The organism is Mycobacterium simulans (assembly GCF_900232995.1).
GTDB classification, from domain to species: domain Bacteria; phylum Actinomycetota; class Actinomycetes; order Mycobacteriales; family Mycobacteriaceae; genus Mycobacterium; species Mycobacterium simulans.
The window spans coordinates 1-14,050 of the sequence record NZ_OCVX01000007.1 but is presented as its reverse complement, the minus strand read 5'-3'; the positions used below and the strand labels follow the sequence as shown (position 1 = coordinate 14,050).

Sequence of the window (14,050 nt, the reverse complement as noted above, 5' to 3'; positions counted from 1 at the left end):
GCTGATCCGCTCGCGTCGCAGGAATATTGCCATCAGACGCGGCGCAAATGCCCGCTTGGGCCCCGCAGCGGTGTGATCCGGGTCATCTCCGGCGAGTTGTGAACAACGCCACAAGCGGCCTCCTCGATTCGGTGTGTCGGGCGGCGGCCTGTCAGGCTTGAGCTACTTGGAGGTGTTGGACTCTCATGTGCGCCCACGAATTTCCTGAGCAGCGCTCGGCCGTATCGCGGATCGAGGGGTTGCTCACCTGGCTCGGCGGCGGACACTGGCGCGAACTCGCCGAGCGTTACGAAAGGTCTACCCACGCCGTGGCCGGCGCGGTTGTAGCGCTGGGTGCCGTGCTGGCCTCACTGGTGGCGAGCCAGGCCATAACCGAGGCCGTGCACTGGCCAACATGGGCGCTGATCGGGCTGACCCTTGTTTTCGGCCTGCTGGTCGGCGCGGTAATCCGCGGTACCGCCAGTGGCCCCGTCCGGGGTTGGCCCGGCATTGCGGGCCGCGCGGCGGTCGCCGTAGCAGTCGGTGTCGTGGTCGGTGAGCTCGCCGCGCTCGTCGCTTTTTCCGGCGCGATCGACCACCGACTCGACGAACGCGCCCTGCGCAATGCCGACGCCGCGCCTGCGGTCGCGCAAGCATCGGCGTCCCTGCAACAGTCGCGAGCCGCACGCGCTTCGTTGGACGCCACAGTCGATCAGGCTCGTGAACACCTGGACAAAGCCTTGGTCGTCGCGCGCTGCGAGTACCACCCGACACCGGACTGCCCGCAGACCCGAATCACCGGTGTTCCCGGTCAAGGGCCCGAAACACGCACGGCAAACGGACTTCTCGCCGATGCACAGCGTGAACTGGACAACGCTCTAGCGGCCCGCGATCGGCAGGCGCCTGAGCGGGATGCCAAAGTCGCCCGTGACGACCAGGCCCTCATTGCGGCGCGCCACAGCGTGGTCGCCGATGCGGGTCGCGGGTTGGGCGCGCGCTGGGTAGCCATGAACGATCTGACAATGTCCAGTAGCGGGGCACTAGTGCTGCGAATGCTGACGATCGCGTTCTTTTCGCTGCTCTATCTGCTTCCGCTGATTTTGCGGTTGTGGCGTGGCGAGACCACCCATGACCGCCATGCGGCCGCGCGCGCAGCGCGAGAACGCGCCGAGCTGGACGCTGACACGGCGATTGCGATCAAGCGAGCCGAGGTTCGCCGGGCTGCCGAAATCATGTGGGCTGAGCATCAACTTACCCAGACCCGCCTTGCCATCGAGGCCCAAGCCGAAATCGATCGCGAACAGCAACGCCGTCGAGTCACGGAAGCACTCGAGGGTCCGGTGCACGCTTCATCGCAGCGTAGTTTCGAGCCAGTGGAGGAAGCCATGTATCTGCCGATCGCCGCCGAAGCCGAGGCTGCCAGCCGGGCAGTCGCCGAGTTGCCCGCAGCGGAACACCACGCTGGCGCCGACGTGCCGGAGAACCTGCCCGCGCAGATCGAACCGGCCGGAGCCGTTGAATATCACGAGGAACAGCACGAAACACAGGAGCGCGGCACGCCACTGATCCCGTCGATCCCGGATGCCACCAAGGCCGCTGCTCGGTGGATTCGCCCGCTGGTGCCGCCGTTTGTTGCCCGGGTCATCGACAACACGACCCAGCCGCTGCGCACCGCGCGTCAAGTTTTCGAAGAGGTCGAGGAGATCGCGTTCTCGCTCAAGCGCACCCGAAAGGTGACGGTCAATTCCGAGAGTTCCGACGGCGGCGACCGGCAGCTCGCAGCCCCCGCGGCCGACCCGCCTGCGGAAAGCAACCGGATCGAATCATCGCGTGGCGCCGGTAATTCTGGGCACTACCGTCGAGTTGCCAGCGACGAGGGCCACCTGGGTGCGCATCAGGCGCACCCCCCATTGGAGGGGGTGGCGCCCAGCGACCTTACGGGTCTAGCGCGCGGCTCGACGGAGCGCGACGGCCGGCATGCGCTGGTCGGGCGGGATGGGCCCCATGAACTGAGTCCGCCCGAAGGCCCACGCGAGCTGCCGCCCCCGAAATAGCCGAGAATCTCGAAGCAAATCCTCGCGAATAGGTCGATCGGTCGCGGCGTATTATCCTGCCGAGGAGTGCGTTTTTCGAGCAATTGCATACGGATTGGGAGCAGAACGTGGATCTCGCGGCATTGCACCGAACATCGATCCGAACGCCGGCTGCCCGATGAAGGTCAGCCTGTTCCTCGCCGATGCGGCGCAAGCCGACGTCCAGTCGGGGAAAGTCCACACGCTTGGGCTCGGCTGGCGCCAGTGCCAAACGCCCACTCCCCCTTTTGCTTTGGTGCTGTTTCTCGACATCGACTGGGATGAGACCAACAAGCAGCATAAGCTAACATGCCAATTGCTTACTACCGATGGAGAATCGGTGGTAGTGCCCGGACCGCAAGGGCCGCAGCGGATCCTGTTCGAAGCCGCCGCAGAGGCGGGCAGGCCTCCTGGGGCAATCCACGGCACATCGGTTCGCATGCCGCTCACGCTCAACATCCCAGGCGGAATCCCCTTGGATCCAGGAATATACGAGTGGCGGGTAGAAGTGGACGGCTACGAGCAGGCCACAGCGGTCGAAGCGTTCGTGGTGAGCGCAGGACTTCCGTCCCCGCCGGCCGGGTAATGTCGATCGTCGCAATGTCTACCGCGGCAATCACTTTCACTGGACAGATGGATTGGCTCGGAACGGGAGCATCGGTATGAGTGCCGCCGATTTCGTTACCGTCGACGCCACACCCTATGTCTGGCCCTACGACGGCGACATCCCGGTCGACAGAACGGCACTTGTCAACATCGACTGGCAGGTCGACTTCGCCGGCGAGGGTGGCTACGTCGACATCATGGGCTACGACCTGTCGTTGACCCGCACTCCCCTGGGTCCGGCGCAGGCGGTGCTGCACGCCGCGCGCGGGGCGGGCCTGTTCATTGTTCACACCAGGGAAGGACACCGGCCCGACCTCGGCGACCTACCGCCGAACAAAAGATGGAGATCGAAGCAGATCGGGGCCGAGATCGGATCGCCCGGGCCGTGCGGACGCATTCTCACCCGCGGCGAGCCGGGATGGGAGATCGTCCCTGAAATGGCACCGCTGGAGGGTGAAACAATCGTGGACAAGCCGGGCAAGGGCAGTTTCTACGCCACCGATCTGGACTTGATCCTCAAAAATCACGGCATCACCCACCTGATCTTCACCGGTATCACCACCGACGTGTGCGTCCACACCACGTTGCGCGAGGCGAACGACCGCGGTTACGAATGTCTCGTCTTGTCCGACTGCACCGGTGCCACAGACTATGCGAACCACCTTGCCGCACTGAAGATGATCACAATGCAGGGCGGCGTCTTCGGTGCCCACGCCACCAGCTCCGCGGTTCTTGACGCGTTCGATAGGTTGCGGAAGAAGCGGACGGCAGCCGGCTCCTAAAACCCGTTGTGCTGCAGTCGAATCAGTAAGGCTATTTGACGGCTAGCTCGAGACGTTCGAGGCGGCGCACCAGAATGCTCGGCAGCCACCTGCCGACGTGCGCTTCCGGAGCCACTTTGACTATCGAAGTGCGATCAAGCAGCAGCCGCAGAACGATCCGAGCCTCCAGACGTGCCAGCGCGGCGCCGACGCAGAAGTGAGCTCCTTTGCCAAAACTGATGTGGCCTTTGGCGTCGGCTCGGTCCAAGGTGCGGTCAAGGCGGAATTCATCGGGCGCCTCGAAATGTGCCGGATCCCGGTTTGCCGCTCCCCACAACAGCAATAGCCGCGAGCCGGCGGGCAATTCCACATCGCCCAGGGTGGTGTCCACCAGGACGTGCCGATAGTGACCTCGAAACGGTGGCTCATAGCGCAACGCTTCTTCGATGAATGTAGGAAGCAGGCAGGGATCGTCGCGGACCTGCTGCTGAATGTCGGGACGGTTCGCCAAGATCCATGCGGCACTACCCAGCAACGATGCGGTGGACTCCCCGCCCGCGGCGAACAAGATCACCATCATCGCCTGAGCGGTGATGGTGTCCACCTCGTGCGAAGCGCAGGCAGTCGCAAGTGCGCCCAGCAGATTGTCTTGCGGGTCCGCTGCGGCCCGGTCGAATTGCTGGTTGATATAGCCGGCGAGCTCCAGGACGGCGACGCCCGCGGCGGCGAGCTGTTCCTCACTGACCAGCCCTTCAAGTAGTTGGGTGGCAGCGTATCCCCATTTCACCAGCTGGTCGATGTCCGCGTCGGGGACACCGATCAGCTCAGCCACCACCATCATGGGCAGGCGGTTGGCCATGGCACTCATCCATTCGATGCGCCCGTCGCTGAGTCCCTCGGCCCACAGTCGCTCTGCGGTCTCTGTGGTGAATTCCTCTATTGCACGGATTCGCTTGGCCGCCAGATGACGTATCAACAACTTGCGGTGCACGGCGTGCGCAGGATCGTCGGCGGTAGCCAGGACATGGGTGGGTCCGCCGAGCGGGTCCATATCGAAGGGCACGACGGTGCCTGCGGCGGTATACATCATTGTCGCGGTCAAATTCGAGGAGAAGTCCTCCGGGCGGCTGATGGCATCATTGACCGCGTCCCAACCGCACACCGCATAGAAATTGGAATCACCGATACGAAGGACCGGACCGGCGGCGCGCATTCGGTCGTAGAGCGGATACGGATCCTGGATGGATGCGGCCCCGAACAACTCGATGGGATCGTGAGTCACGGTCATCCCACCAGGCTGAGGGGGCGATAATTGCACGTCAACGGCGCAGCGAAAGTTGAAACCCAGCACCGAGCGCCGTCGCATACGGCCGTCTCACGGCACGGGCCGGAGCTGCGACTATCTTGAGAGAAATTTGCCGGATCTGTCTCACGATGAGACCAGGCTCAGTACTCATCTCGCCCGGAAGGATAGGCACCCATGCCTAGAGACGATTGGCTGGTCGGCGGTGATCGCCGCGCGATCGCCGCCGAACGCATCTATGCCGCCGCCACGGACATGATCGCGCGCGACGGGCCAAAGGCCTTCGATATCGACACGTTGGCCAAGCGCATCCACTGTTCACGGGCCACTATCTACCGGTATGTCGGAGGAAAAGCCGAAATCCGCGACGCAGTCGTTGCCCGCGCCGCGTCTCGCATCGTCGAGTCGGTGCGTAAAGCTGTCGAGAATATGAGCGGGCCGCAGCGCGTTGTCACCGCAATCACGGTGGCGCTCAAGCTGATCCGAGCCGATCCACTCGCACCACTCATGTTCAGCTCGGTCCGCGCCAACGAGATGATGTGGCTGACCGGATCGCCACTGCTGGCGGACTTCGCCACCGATCTAGCCGGGCTTTCCGGCCGTGATCCAGAGGCCGCGCATTGGGTAGTCCGCGTCGTCCTGTCGCTGATGTACTGGCCCGCCGCTGATGATCACGCGGAACGCCAGCTAGTGCAACGATTCGTCGCGCCAGCCTTCACCGACCAGCGGTGATTACTCGTCGCCGAAGGCGTCGTACAACTCCGGTAGGAAACCGGCGAGGTGATTCATCTCCTGCGCACAGTGCACCAGCAGATTGCGACCGCTGGCCACCGGGTCGCCAAGTATCCGTGACGCGATGGGACGCACCGCTTTTGACGCCACGCCGGGGGCCTTGCGCACGGCGATGTGCGATCCGCCCATCCAGAACCGGGAACGCATTTCGGAGCCGCCTTGCGTCGACCTGATGTGGTGGATGAACCATCCAACATCCACCGGGGCGTCACCGGCGCCCAGTCGGGCACAAACCGCCACCGCATCGTCGCTGTCGGGGGGACAGCCCATCTCCTGGGGCGCGACGAATTGGATCGCGCCGTTCAGCAGCGATGAGCCGATGTACTCGCTGATCAACGACCAGCGGCCGATGTAGCTCAGGTCGTCCTTCCCGTCCTTCCAGGCGGCGGAGAGGTGAGCGCGCGGGTGCCAGAGCTTGTAGCGGCGGGTGTCGCAACCGTGCCAGCCGAACCACCATGACCACATCGCCGGGGTAACACCAGGCATGTCGGTGCGTACCGATACTTGGTAGCTGCCGTCCTCGAGAACCCCGTAACCGTTCTCGGTCTGCTGGTACCCCTCGCCGGCGACGCTCGCCGCGTCGTCGTACGCCAACAGCGCCATCCCGCCCTGCGGGCCGTGCTGCAGCGCCTCGACGACATGCTGTGGCAGCGGCGCCATTTCAGGCTTGAAGAACTTGCCCCATGGCGTGTTCGCGTCGTCGCCGCGGTAGCCTAGATACAGTTCGCTGGCCATCAGATTCTTCCCATCCAACTGTTGAAGCGACCGTCGGGGTCATACTCGGCGCGCACCCGGTCCAGCTTGGCCATGGCCGCGTCGCTGGCGAACCGCGCCGGACGCTGGCCGAGGTTCTCGTCGGCGAGCTGAATCCCGACGGCCAGGTCGGACATGGCGGCCATGTTGGATCGCGCCCAGTCGGCGTAACGGTCGCTGTCGGCCGGATCCGTCGCATCGTTCCAGGAGCCGTAGAGCGCCAGGTAGATGTCGGCTTCGATGCTGTACGCCATATCTTGGCGGGGAGGGCACGGACCCCAGTTCAACCAAAGGAAGTGCGCCGGATGCGGGGGCATCGTGTCCAGGATCGTCCGGATACCCGGAAGCAGGTCCTCGGCCGACGCCGACGTCCACATATTGTCCACCGCGTAGTGGTGGTCGGACAGATAGTGGCTCATCGCGACGTCATACCAGGTAGGCAAATCGGTTGGCATATAAGGGACTTTCACGATCGCCTTTTCCGCAACGGGACAGGTGCCGAACAGGGCGAGGGCCTTTTCGGCGTCCGCGTCGGAGTCGGCGAACGCGGGTGAGGCAAATGTGATGACGGGGACGTCGATGCCCATATTCGGTTCTCCACGGGAGGCGACGGCCTGCAACTCGACTCGAGGATCGACTTCGGCGCTGACCGCACGGGCCCAGGTAAAGACGTCGTCGGCGAGGTCGAACGGGTAGACATAGACGCTGGTGCCACACGCGGCGGGCCGCGGGTACAGCTTGAGGTAGAACGACGTGACGACGCCGAAAAAGCCCGGACCCGCGCCGCGGGCAGCCCAGTAGAGGTCGGCGTGATTGTCTGCGTCGCAATGGATCTGCTCGCCGTCGGCGGTGATGACATCCAGGCCGACGACACTCTCGCAAGCCGGGCCGTAGATCCGGCTGTTCCAGCCGTATCCGCCCTGCAGCAGATATCCGCCGAGACAGACGCCCTTGCAGTGGCCGCCTGGGAAAAACAGGTTCCGCGCCTCCAGATCGGCCATGAGTAGGCTGCCGCCTTTGCCCGGACCGGCGACGGCGAGGCCCTTCTCGGCGTCGATACTGGCGTGATCGAGGCGGCTGACGTCGAGCAGCACGGCCCCGTCGCGAAGGTGGCTGGCCGCGAAGCTGTGCCCTCCCGATACGACGCTGACCTTAAGACTGTGGGCCTTGGCGTAGCGAAGGCCCGCGACGATGTCGTCGGAATCAACGGCCTGGACGATCACCTCGGGATAGCGTTCGGGCACGCGCTGGTGCCACACGGTTCCGGCACGGGCCGCCTCGTACCCGTCATCGCCACGGAAGAAGTGCCGCCCGGCCGGAAGAGCGCTCATTCTGGAACTCCTTTGATCCACATTTCGGTTCCTTTAAGTCCGCGATGCGGGTCACTATAGTGGAATGGTGCCTCGAACGGAACGAAATGCGCCGACCAATCGCGACGAGGGAATCCAGGTGCTGCGACGCGCCGCGGCCGCACTGGACGAAATCGCCGCAGAGCCGGGACGCTTGCGCCTGGTCGACCTCGGTGAGCGCCTGGGGTTGGCCAAGTCGACCACTCGGCGACTACTTGTCGGCCTGTCCGAAGTCGGCTTGGTAAGCGTCGATTCGCAGGGCCGATTCTCGCTTGGTGAGCGGTTGCTGGGATTCGGTACCGCCACCGGCGCCCATATCGCGGCGATATTCCGGCCGACCATCGAGCGCGTAGCTCGCGCAACCGATGGCGAGACGGTCGACCTGTCGATCTTGCGGGGCCAACGCATGCTGTTCATTGACCAGATCGAATCGTCACACCGACTTCGCGCGGTTTCGGCCGTCGGTATCCGGTTTCCGTTGGACCGAACGGCGAACGGAAAAGCCGCGCTAGCGCGGCTCGACGACGCCGACGCCGAGGCGGCACTTTCGCGGTTCGACGCCGAGATTGCCGACGGGTTGCGTCGCGAGATAGTCGAGATCCGGCGCACCGGAATCGCTTTCGATCGCGACGAACACACCACCGGGATCTCCGCGGCTGCAATTGCGCGACGAGCCGTGGGCGACAACGTGATTGCGATTTCGGTGCCTACCCCCACCGAGCGATTTCTGGAGAAAGAGCAGCAGATCATCGCTGCTTTGCGGATCGCCGCCGAGTCGCCGGCCTGGACGCGCTGAAGACGGTCAACCGCAGTACTCAGCAGGGGGCCATCGCGGATTCGGCGAAGAGCTCACCCCACTCGCGGCGCGCCGCGGACTGTGCCTCCATGAAGCTGGGAGTTGGTTTTCCAGAGTCGTCGGCGAGATGGACCAGCGCCCACGCCATCGCGAACAACGGCACCTTGTGGCGTTGTGCCGCGCTGAACAGTTCTTCGAAGGCCGTTTCGGAGGTGCAGCGTCGAAGGCCAATCAGAATGCCCCGTGCGGTATCGAGAATGCGACCAGAATTCGGGCCGCACGAGATCTGGGTGGGAACCCAGTTCGCCGTCATGCCGTGGTACCTCCTGTTGAGCCCTAGCGTCCTCCGGTGCGCCCGGCTCACAACCCTGGTCCCCTATGGCGCCCTTTGCCATGATTTGTGCAACGCCGCTACCAGCGCCACACCACCGCCGGTATCGATATGGGGCTGTAATCGTGTTGATATGCAAGCCGAAACCAACCACGCTTTCGTAATCGCAAGTGGTCGGCGTGGTTTAGTCGTGGGCGAAATCAGCTGCCGAGCACGCGTCTGGTGTAGTCGTTGAGAAAGATGCGGTTGGGATCGAGGCGGTCGCGGACCGCCGCGAAGCGGTCCCAGTTCGGATAGCGCTCGCGAAGCGTAGCCGCGGTCTGGTAATGTCGCTTGCCCCAATGCGGTCGTCCCGCATACTCGTCCATGATTTCCTCGACGGCACGGAAATAGGTTTCGAACTCCATGCCGGTGTACTGGTGAACGGCGATATAGCAGGTGTCACGCCCCTGCGCGGTCGACAGGAAGGCGTCGTCCGCCGCCGAGAACCGCACCTCGAGCGGGAACATGATCGGCAACTTGCGACGGCGAACGAGGTCGATGACACGCTCGACTCCCTCGCGCGCATGCTCGCGAGGAATGGCGTATTCCATCTCGGTGAACTTGACGTTGCGTGCGCTCGCGTAGACCTTCCAGCCACGGTCCTGAACGGTGGACGGCGACATGAAGCTCGTGATGAGGCGGTTCAGTCTTGGTGCCGCACTTGGGAATTGCCGCCCAGCGCGGCAGATCATGCTCAGCCCAGCGTTTTCGACGTTCTCGTCGATCCGGCGTTTCCACGCAGGCCTGGGCCTGGGCTCCTCGTCGCTGCGGCGCGTGGTGCGCGTCAGGGCCTTGTCCCCGTAAGGGAACACGAAGAACTCGAAGTGATCGTTGCCGTCCACGTGCTCGTCGAGCCGCTCGAGTGTCTCAGCCAGCGGCCGCACCTCGTCATCACGATGCAACGTAAACAACGGCACCACCTTGAGGGTGACCTGCGAGATCACCCCAAGGGCACCAATCGACACCCGCGTCGACAGGTAGTCATCCCCCTCCGACAAGCTCAGGATCTCGCCGCTGGCGGTGATCAGCCGCAGCGATGCGATCTGCGCAGATAGGTTGGTAAAGCGCACACCGGTGCCGTGCGTGGCGGTTGCGGTTGCGCCGGTTATCGACTGCTTGTCGATGTCTCCTTGGTTCTCCAACGCAAGGCCGCGCTCGGCCAGCTGCGCAAGGAGCGAATGCAGTTTGGCACCACCCTCGACCGTCGCCAGGCCATTCGCCCGGTCCACGTCGATGACCCGCTGTAGGCCGGTCATGTCGATCATTACTCCATCGGTGCACGCGCAGTCGGTGAACGAGTGCCCACTGCCCACCGCGCGCACCCGCTCACCACGCTTTGCAGAACGTGCGACGACTTCTGCTAACTCGGCCTCCGACTCCGGCCGCGCGATCGCCGACGGGGTGCAGACCTGCTCGCGGGGCCAGTTGCGCCACACCGTGCTCATCGCGCCAGCTCCCGTACCACCGACTCGGCGACGGTAACTGCATGCGAGACAGTCTCGTAGCATAGGTTCTCGGGCGTGTCGGACATCTGGTGGTAGTTCTCCACTGACTTATGACGGTTGATCGACACAAAGCACGCGGTCGGGTAGCCGGCGCGGCTCATCATTACCGCGTCGGTACTGTTGCGCGACCGGATACCTCGCCGCACGGGCGCGTCGGCGCGATCGGCGGCCCGTATGACCAGATCGCGAAACGGCCGATAGAAGTAGTCCTCCATGATCGTGCAGCCCTCGCCCTCGAGCATGATGAGCTCGGGTGAGCCGATGGTGTCGAAGTTCAGGAAGTAGGTGTTCTCTCGATCGAGCTCGGGCTTGTGACGAGCCAGGAACCCGTAGATCCCGCCCTGCAACGTTTCCTCCGCGCCTAGTGACACCAGCAGCACCCGCACGCCCTTCACCGGTCGCTTACGCAGCCGCTCCGCGAGGGCGACTAGCAGTGCCACCGCGGAGAGATTGTCGTTGGCACCGGGCACTACCGGACTGCGGGCGATGTCGGCGAACAAAGCGGCCGCCAGAGCGCTGCCCACTGTTCCGGCGATCATCATTTTGCGGCTGCCGCGCAGGGCGCCGACGCCGGCGAGCGCCGGCGCGAGGACGGGCCCCCACCAGTTCGGCAGCTGGGTGTCGATGCGCTCAACGATCCCCGGGAAACGCTCGACGAGAACCTCCTCGATATGGGCCTCGAAGAACTTGCCGCTGTGCGCGGCATCATGATGGGCGCAGGCAACAACCGTGCGCTCTGCCGTCAGATCGCCGGCCTCGGCTACCACATTCCAAGTTGTCCGGGGCTTTTCCGTTCTCTTGCGAACAACACGCGGCCCGTTGGAGCAGTCGTCGGCAATCGCCAATCCGGCACCCAACCCGGCCAGCGCGGCGGGAACGCGCAACCGCCGACTGACCAGACCTGCGAGGCCGGCCGCCGCCCCGATGGCCGACAACTTGAGATGCAGCCGGGGATAACCATCGAAGTACAGTTCCTCCTCGATGCGCGAATTCTGAGCGCCGGCCGCAGCCAGGCGCTCGACGATCCACCTCGCCGCCTCCAGCTCGCCGGGCTCGCCTGCGGCACGTTCGATCGGCGCCAAGGTCTCAACGACCTCGCGCATCGCGTCCAGCTCCGTCGGCAGCGCGGTGATCGCGGTCATGGCAGCTCCTTTTCGCGCGCCTTGGACGGTGTCACCGGGCCGCGCCGCATTTGCCCGGTGAGCATCTTGCCAGCGAAAAGTTCGTTTCGACTGTCTGCATCACAGAAAGGTCCGCCCCTCACCCCGGTAGGTGGGGACGGTGTCGACGATCTGTGCGCCGCGAACCAAGTGCAGGCGATCGAACCGCTCACACAACTCGCCGGCTTTTGTGTGGCGGAAATAGACCTTATCGCCGACGTTCAATCGCCGAGCAGCCTCGCCGTGCAATGGCGTCTGCACCTCGCCCGTGCCCTCCATCGGGTCGAGCTTCAGTCCGCTAGGCAAGTAGGGAGTGGGCATGCGGTCCTTGGCGCCGACTCCGCTGGCCAGGTAACCGCCGCCGAGCGCGGTCACCGTCTTCGCGTCGGGTCGACGAGACACCGGAAGCGCAAACATCGCCGCGGGCTGCAACGTGAACGACGAGTACGAGTCGAAAAGCGTCGGCGCGTAAAACCCTGAGCCTGCGGTCGCCTCCGTGATCGCGGGCTCCTGCGCCACGAGCTGCAGGTCGCCGGTGCCGCCGGCGTTGACGATTTTGATGTCCGCGACTTCGCGGACCAGCTCAACCGCGCGGGCGCGTCGTTCGCGCAGCTCCGCGATCGACTGGCGCTGCATCCACCCCACGACGGCGTTTTGCGCGCGTTTGCCGGCGACCTTGTCACCGAACCCCGCAATGTGGCCCTCGTACGACATCAGCGCAACCAGCTCCAGCGTCGGTCGCCGCGCGATCTCCGCAGCCAGCACGCGAGCTTGTTCGGGCGTGTGCAGCGGTGAGCGCTTGGGGCCGATTTTCACGCGCCCTCCGGCACGCCAATAGCCCGCGTCGAGGTCAATACACAACCGGATGGGCCTGGCGGTGGCGCTTTCGATCACGTCCAGGTGCTCGATGCTGTCGACCATCACGATCGGCGCGCCAGCGGGATCCTCGGCAGTTATCTCGCCAAGTTCGCGCAGTGCGGCGCGATCGCTGGTCGGATAGGCAAGCAACAGGTTCGCGAAGCCGTGGCTCGCCAGCCACAAGGTCTCCGACAGGGTAAACGTCATCAAGCCGTCGAATCTCGCATTGGCGTCGAGGATTTCGCGTTGTATCGGCCTGCAACGCAACGATTTCGACGCCACCCGGATCGGCTTGTCACCGGCGCGCGCGAGCATCTGCTCGGCATTTCCCCACATTGCGTCAAGGTCTATGAACGCAAAGGGCGCATCGTAATCGGCGAACGCTTCTTCGTAGCGCTGCAGCCGGCCCGGTGCGTCCAGCCTGACCGGCCCGTTTGGACGTTGCTCGCGACCGGCCACGTTTTGCACGCCGTAACCCTACTGAACAAGGGTCGCCTCTCATAGGCGCTTTGACGTGTTGGCGCGAGCTGAATCCGGGGCGATACCGCATTGTGTGCCGTATGCCGGCGAAATCGCCGGACGTTGTGCAGATTGCCCTTTCGGTTGCGCCAAGCGTTGGGTACGTCGGCTACGTCCCCGGCGTCCCGTTTTGACCAAACAGGAATCCGCCGGCGCCCCCGGCGCCGCCGGCACCCGTGCCGGTCCCGTTTCCACCGTTGCCGCCGTTGCCGATGAGCACGGCACTTCCGCCGTTACCACCCGCGCCATTGCCGCCGGGCGCCCCATTGCCGCCAACACCCCCGTTGCCGATGAGAATGGCACCGCTACCGCCCGCACCGCCGGCGCCGATTCCGCCGGTGCCACCGGTCCCACCGGCCCCGCCGTTGCCGAACAGCAGCGCTGCATTGCCGCCAACACCGCCGTTGCCGGCGCTGTTGGCCCCGCCTGCGCCGCCGTTTCCGCCGGTGCCGCCGCCGCCGAACCCCCAACCGCCATTGCCGCCGTTTCCGCCAGCGGCGTAGAGGGTGCCGCCGACGCTGGTGGCGCCGCCATTGCCGCCGTTGCCGCCGGTGCCGAACAGCAACCCGGCGCGCCCACCGTTACCACCGATACCGCCCACCGGTTGCCGGTCGGCTGGAACGAAGGTCGTGCTACCGGTCCCTATGCCACCGCCGTTGCCACCAACTCCGCCGGTACCGATCAGCACGGCGTCGCCGCCGGAGCCGGCAAAACCGCCCGAGCCGGCAAAACCAGTGGTAGCGCCCGTGGCGCCGTTGCCGCCGAGGCCGCCGCTACCGCCGGCGCCACCGTTGCCGTACAGCAGACCACCTGGGCTGCCGTCACCGCCGAGACCACCGACACCGCCGTCGCCGCCCGCCTTAGCGGCACCTGCGGCTCCGTCCCCACCAACACCGCCGTTGCCACCGGACCCGCCGTTGCCGAATAGTCCGAGGGCACCGCCGTTACCGCCGGAGCCACCGTGGCCGCCGAAGCTGACGGTGTCGGTACCGAAGCCGTTGCCGCCCGCACCGCCCGCGCCCCCAGCTCCCGGGACGCCGTACAGCAGGCCGCCTTGGCCGCCGGTGCCGCCCTGGCCGCCGTAGCCGCCCACGCCGGTGACGGTGCCGTCGGTGGTTCCGCCTGCTCCGCCGATTCCGGCGGCGCCGCCGAAGCCGAGCAGCCCCGCGCCCGCACCGCCGTTCCCGCCGAACCCGCCAACCCCCCCGGCGGGAAGGATGGTTG

The 14,050-nt window shown here is 65.1% G+C and carries 12 protein-coding genes and 1 pseudogene; 5 read left to right on the top strand and 8 right to left on the bottom strand.

The genetic code is table 11. From position 1 onward, the window contains the following. Positions 1–185 precede the first annotated feature (185 nt). The 3 genes from MSIMFI_RS22205 to biuH all read left to right on the top strand — a co-directional run bounded on the left by MSIMFI_RS22205 (position 186) and on the right by biuH (position 3,439). Positions 186–2,033: a DUF4407 domain-containing protein gene (locus MSIMFI_RS22205; RefSeq protein ID WP_191499198.1), complete on the top strand. Its 1,848-nt coding sequence runs from the start codon at positions 186–188 to the stop codon at positions 2,031–2,033. 157 nt (positions 2,034–2,190) lie between these two features. After that, positions 2,191–2,637: a DUF6941 family protein gene (locus MSIMFI_RS22200; RefSeq protein ID WP_186243212.1), complete on the top strand. Its 447-nt coding sequence runs from the start codon at positions 2,191–2,193 to the stop codon at positions 2,635–2,637. Between the two features lie 76 nt (positions 2,638–2,713). Beyond that, entirely contained in the window at positions 2,714–3,439 is a 726-nt protein-coding gene (gene biuH / locus MSIMFI_RS22195) for a biuret amidohydrolase (protein ID WP_191499197.1), read from the top strand. Between the two features lie 31 nt (positions 3,440–3,470). Here the strand turns inward: biuH and MSIMFI_RS22190 are convergent, their stop codons facing one another. Then, positions 3,471–4,706 carry a cytochrome P450 gene (locus MSIMFI_RS22190; RefSeq protein WP_191499196.1) on the bottom strand — a complete coding sequence of 412 codons (1,236 nt, stop codon included), beginning with the start codon at positions 4,704–4,706 and terminating at the stop codon, positions 3,471–3,473. A 192-nt stretch (positions 4,707–4,898) separates the two neighbouring features. On the opposite strand from MSIMFI_RS22190, the gene MSIMFI_RS22185 reads away from it, so the two are divergent. Next, complete coding sequence (locus MSIMFI_RS22185) at positions 4,899–5,453, top strand: TetR/AcrR family transcriptional regulator (RefSeq protein ID WP_191499195.1); 555 nt, start codon at positions 4,899–4,901, stop codon at positions 5,451–5,453. Here the strand turns inward: MSIMFI_RS22185 and MSIMFI_RS22180 are convergent, their stop codons facing one another. Both MSIMFI_RS22180 and MSIMFI_RS22175 read right to left on the bottom strand, forming a co-directional pair. After that, entirely contained in the window at positions 5,454–6,248 is a 795-nt protein-coding gene (locus tag MSIMFI_RS22180; RefSeq protein WP_191499194.1) for a DAPG hydrolase family protein, read from the bottom strand. Further along, on the bottom strand, positions 6,248–7,597 hold the full coding sequence (locus MSIMFI_RS22175; RefSeq protein ID WP_191499193.1) for an FAD-binding oxidoreductase: 1,350 nt from the start codon (positions 7,595–7,597) through the stop codon (positions 6,248–6,250). Before MSIMFI_RS22175 ends, MSIMFI_RS22180 begins: the two co-directional genes overlap by 1 nt. Before the next feature lie 64 nt (positions 7,598–7,661). Here MSIMFI_RS22175 and MSIMFI_RS22170 point away from each other — a divergent pair, with 64 nt between their 5' ends. Continuing rightward, positions 7,662–8,411 carry an IclR family transcriptional regulator gene (locus MSIMFI_RS22170; RefSeq protein WP_396820569.1) on the top strand — a complete coding sequence of 250 codons (750 nt, stop codon included), beginning with the start codon at positions 7,662–7,664 and terminating at the stop codon, positions 8,409–8,411. 19 nt (positions 8,412–8,430) lie between these two features. On the opposite strand, the gene MSIMFI_RS22165 is transcribed toward MSIMFI_RS22170, so the two are convergent. The 5 genes and pseudogenes from MSIMFI_RS22165 to MSIMFI_RS22145 all read right to left on the bottom strand — a co-directional run. Continuing rightward, positions 8,431–8,724: an ANTAR domain-containing protein gene (locus MSIMFI_RS22165; RefSeq protein ID WP_191499192.1), complete on the bottom strand. Its 294-nt coding sequence runs from the start codon at positions 8,722–8,724 to the stop codon at positions 8,431–8,433. 218 nt (positions 8,725–8,942) lie between these two features. Further along, complete coding sequence (locus MSIMFI_RS22160) at positions 8,943–10,229, bottom strand: D-arabinono-1,4-lactone oxidase (protein WP_191499191.1); 1,287 nt, start codon at positions 10,227–10,229, stop codon at positions 8,943–8,945. Further along, the gene (locus tag MSIMFI_RS22155; RefSeq protein ID WP_191499190.1) at positions 10,226–11,431 is read right to left on the bottom strand and encodes a M28 family metallopeptidase; all 1,206 of its coding nucleotides are present in this window, start codon (positions 11,429–11,431) and stop codon (positions 10,226–10,228) included. Before MSIMFI_RS22155 ends, MSIMFI_RS22160 begins: the two co-directional genes overlap by 4 nt. A gap of 99 nt (positions 11,432–11,530) precedes the next feature. Beyond that, positions 11,531–12,775: an amino acid deaminase/aldolase gene (locus MSIMFI_RS22150; protein ID WP_191499189.1), complete on the bottom strand. Its 1,245-nt coding sequence runs from the start codon at positions 12,773–12,775 to the stop codon at positions 11,531–11,533. 160 nt (positions 12,776–12,935) lie between these two features. Beyond that, a pseudogene (locus MSIMFI_RS22145) lies at positions 12,936–14,050 on the bottom strand (PE family protein); the annotation flags it as partial.

Coding starts and splice junctions, on each gene's coding strand:
- MSIMFI_RS22205 (WP_191499198.1), top strand. CDS start 186: ATGTGCGCCCACGAATTTCCTGAGCAGCGCTCGGCCGTATCGCGGATC.
- MSIMFI_RS22200 (WP_186243212.1), top strand. CDS start 2,191: ATGAAGGTCAGCCTGTTCCTCGCCGATGCGGCGCAAGCCGACGTCCAG.
- biuH (WP_191499197.1), top strand. CDS start 2,714: ATGAGTGCCGCCGATTTCGTTACCGTCGACGCCACACCCTATGTCTGG.
- MSIMFI_RS22190 (WP_191499196.1), bottom strand. CDS start 4,706: ATGACCGTGACTCACGATCCCATCGAGTTGTTCGGGGCCGCATCCATC.
- MSIMFI_RS22185 (WP_191499195.1), top strand. CDS start 4,899: ATGCCTAGAGACGATTGGCTGGTCGGCGGTGATCGCCGCGCGATCGCC.
- MSIMFI_RS22180 (WP_191499194.1), bottom strand. CDS start 6,248: ATGGCCAGCGAACTGTATCTAGGCTACCGCGGCGACGACGCGAACACG.
- MSIMFI_RS22175 (WP_191499193.1), bottom strand. CDS start 7,597: ATGAGCGCTCTTCCGGCCGGGCGGCACTTCTTCCGTGGCGATGACGGG.
- MSIMFI_RS22170 (WP_396820569.1), top strand. CDS start 7,662: ATGGTGCCTCGAACGGAACGAAATGCGCCGACCAATCGCGACGAGGGA.
- MSIMFI_RS22165 (WP_191499192.1), bottom strand. CDS start 8,724: ATGACGGCGAACTGGGTTCCCACCCAGATCTCGTGCGGCCCGAATTCT.
- MSIMFI_RS22160 (WP_191499191.1), bottom strand. CDS start 10,229: ATGAGCACGGTGTGGCGCAACTGGCCCCGCGAGCAGGTCTGCACCCCG.
- MSIMFI_RS22155 (WP_191499190.1), bottom strand. CDS start 11,431: ATGACCGCGATCACCGCGCTGCCGACGGAGCTGGACGCGATGCGCGAG.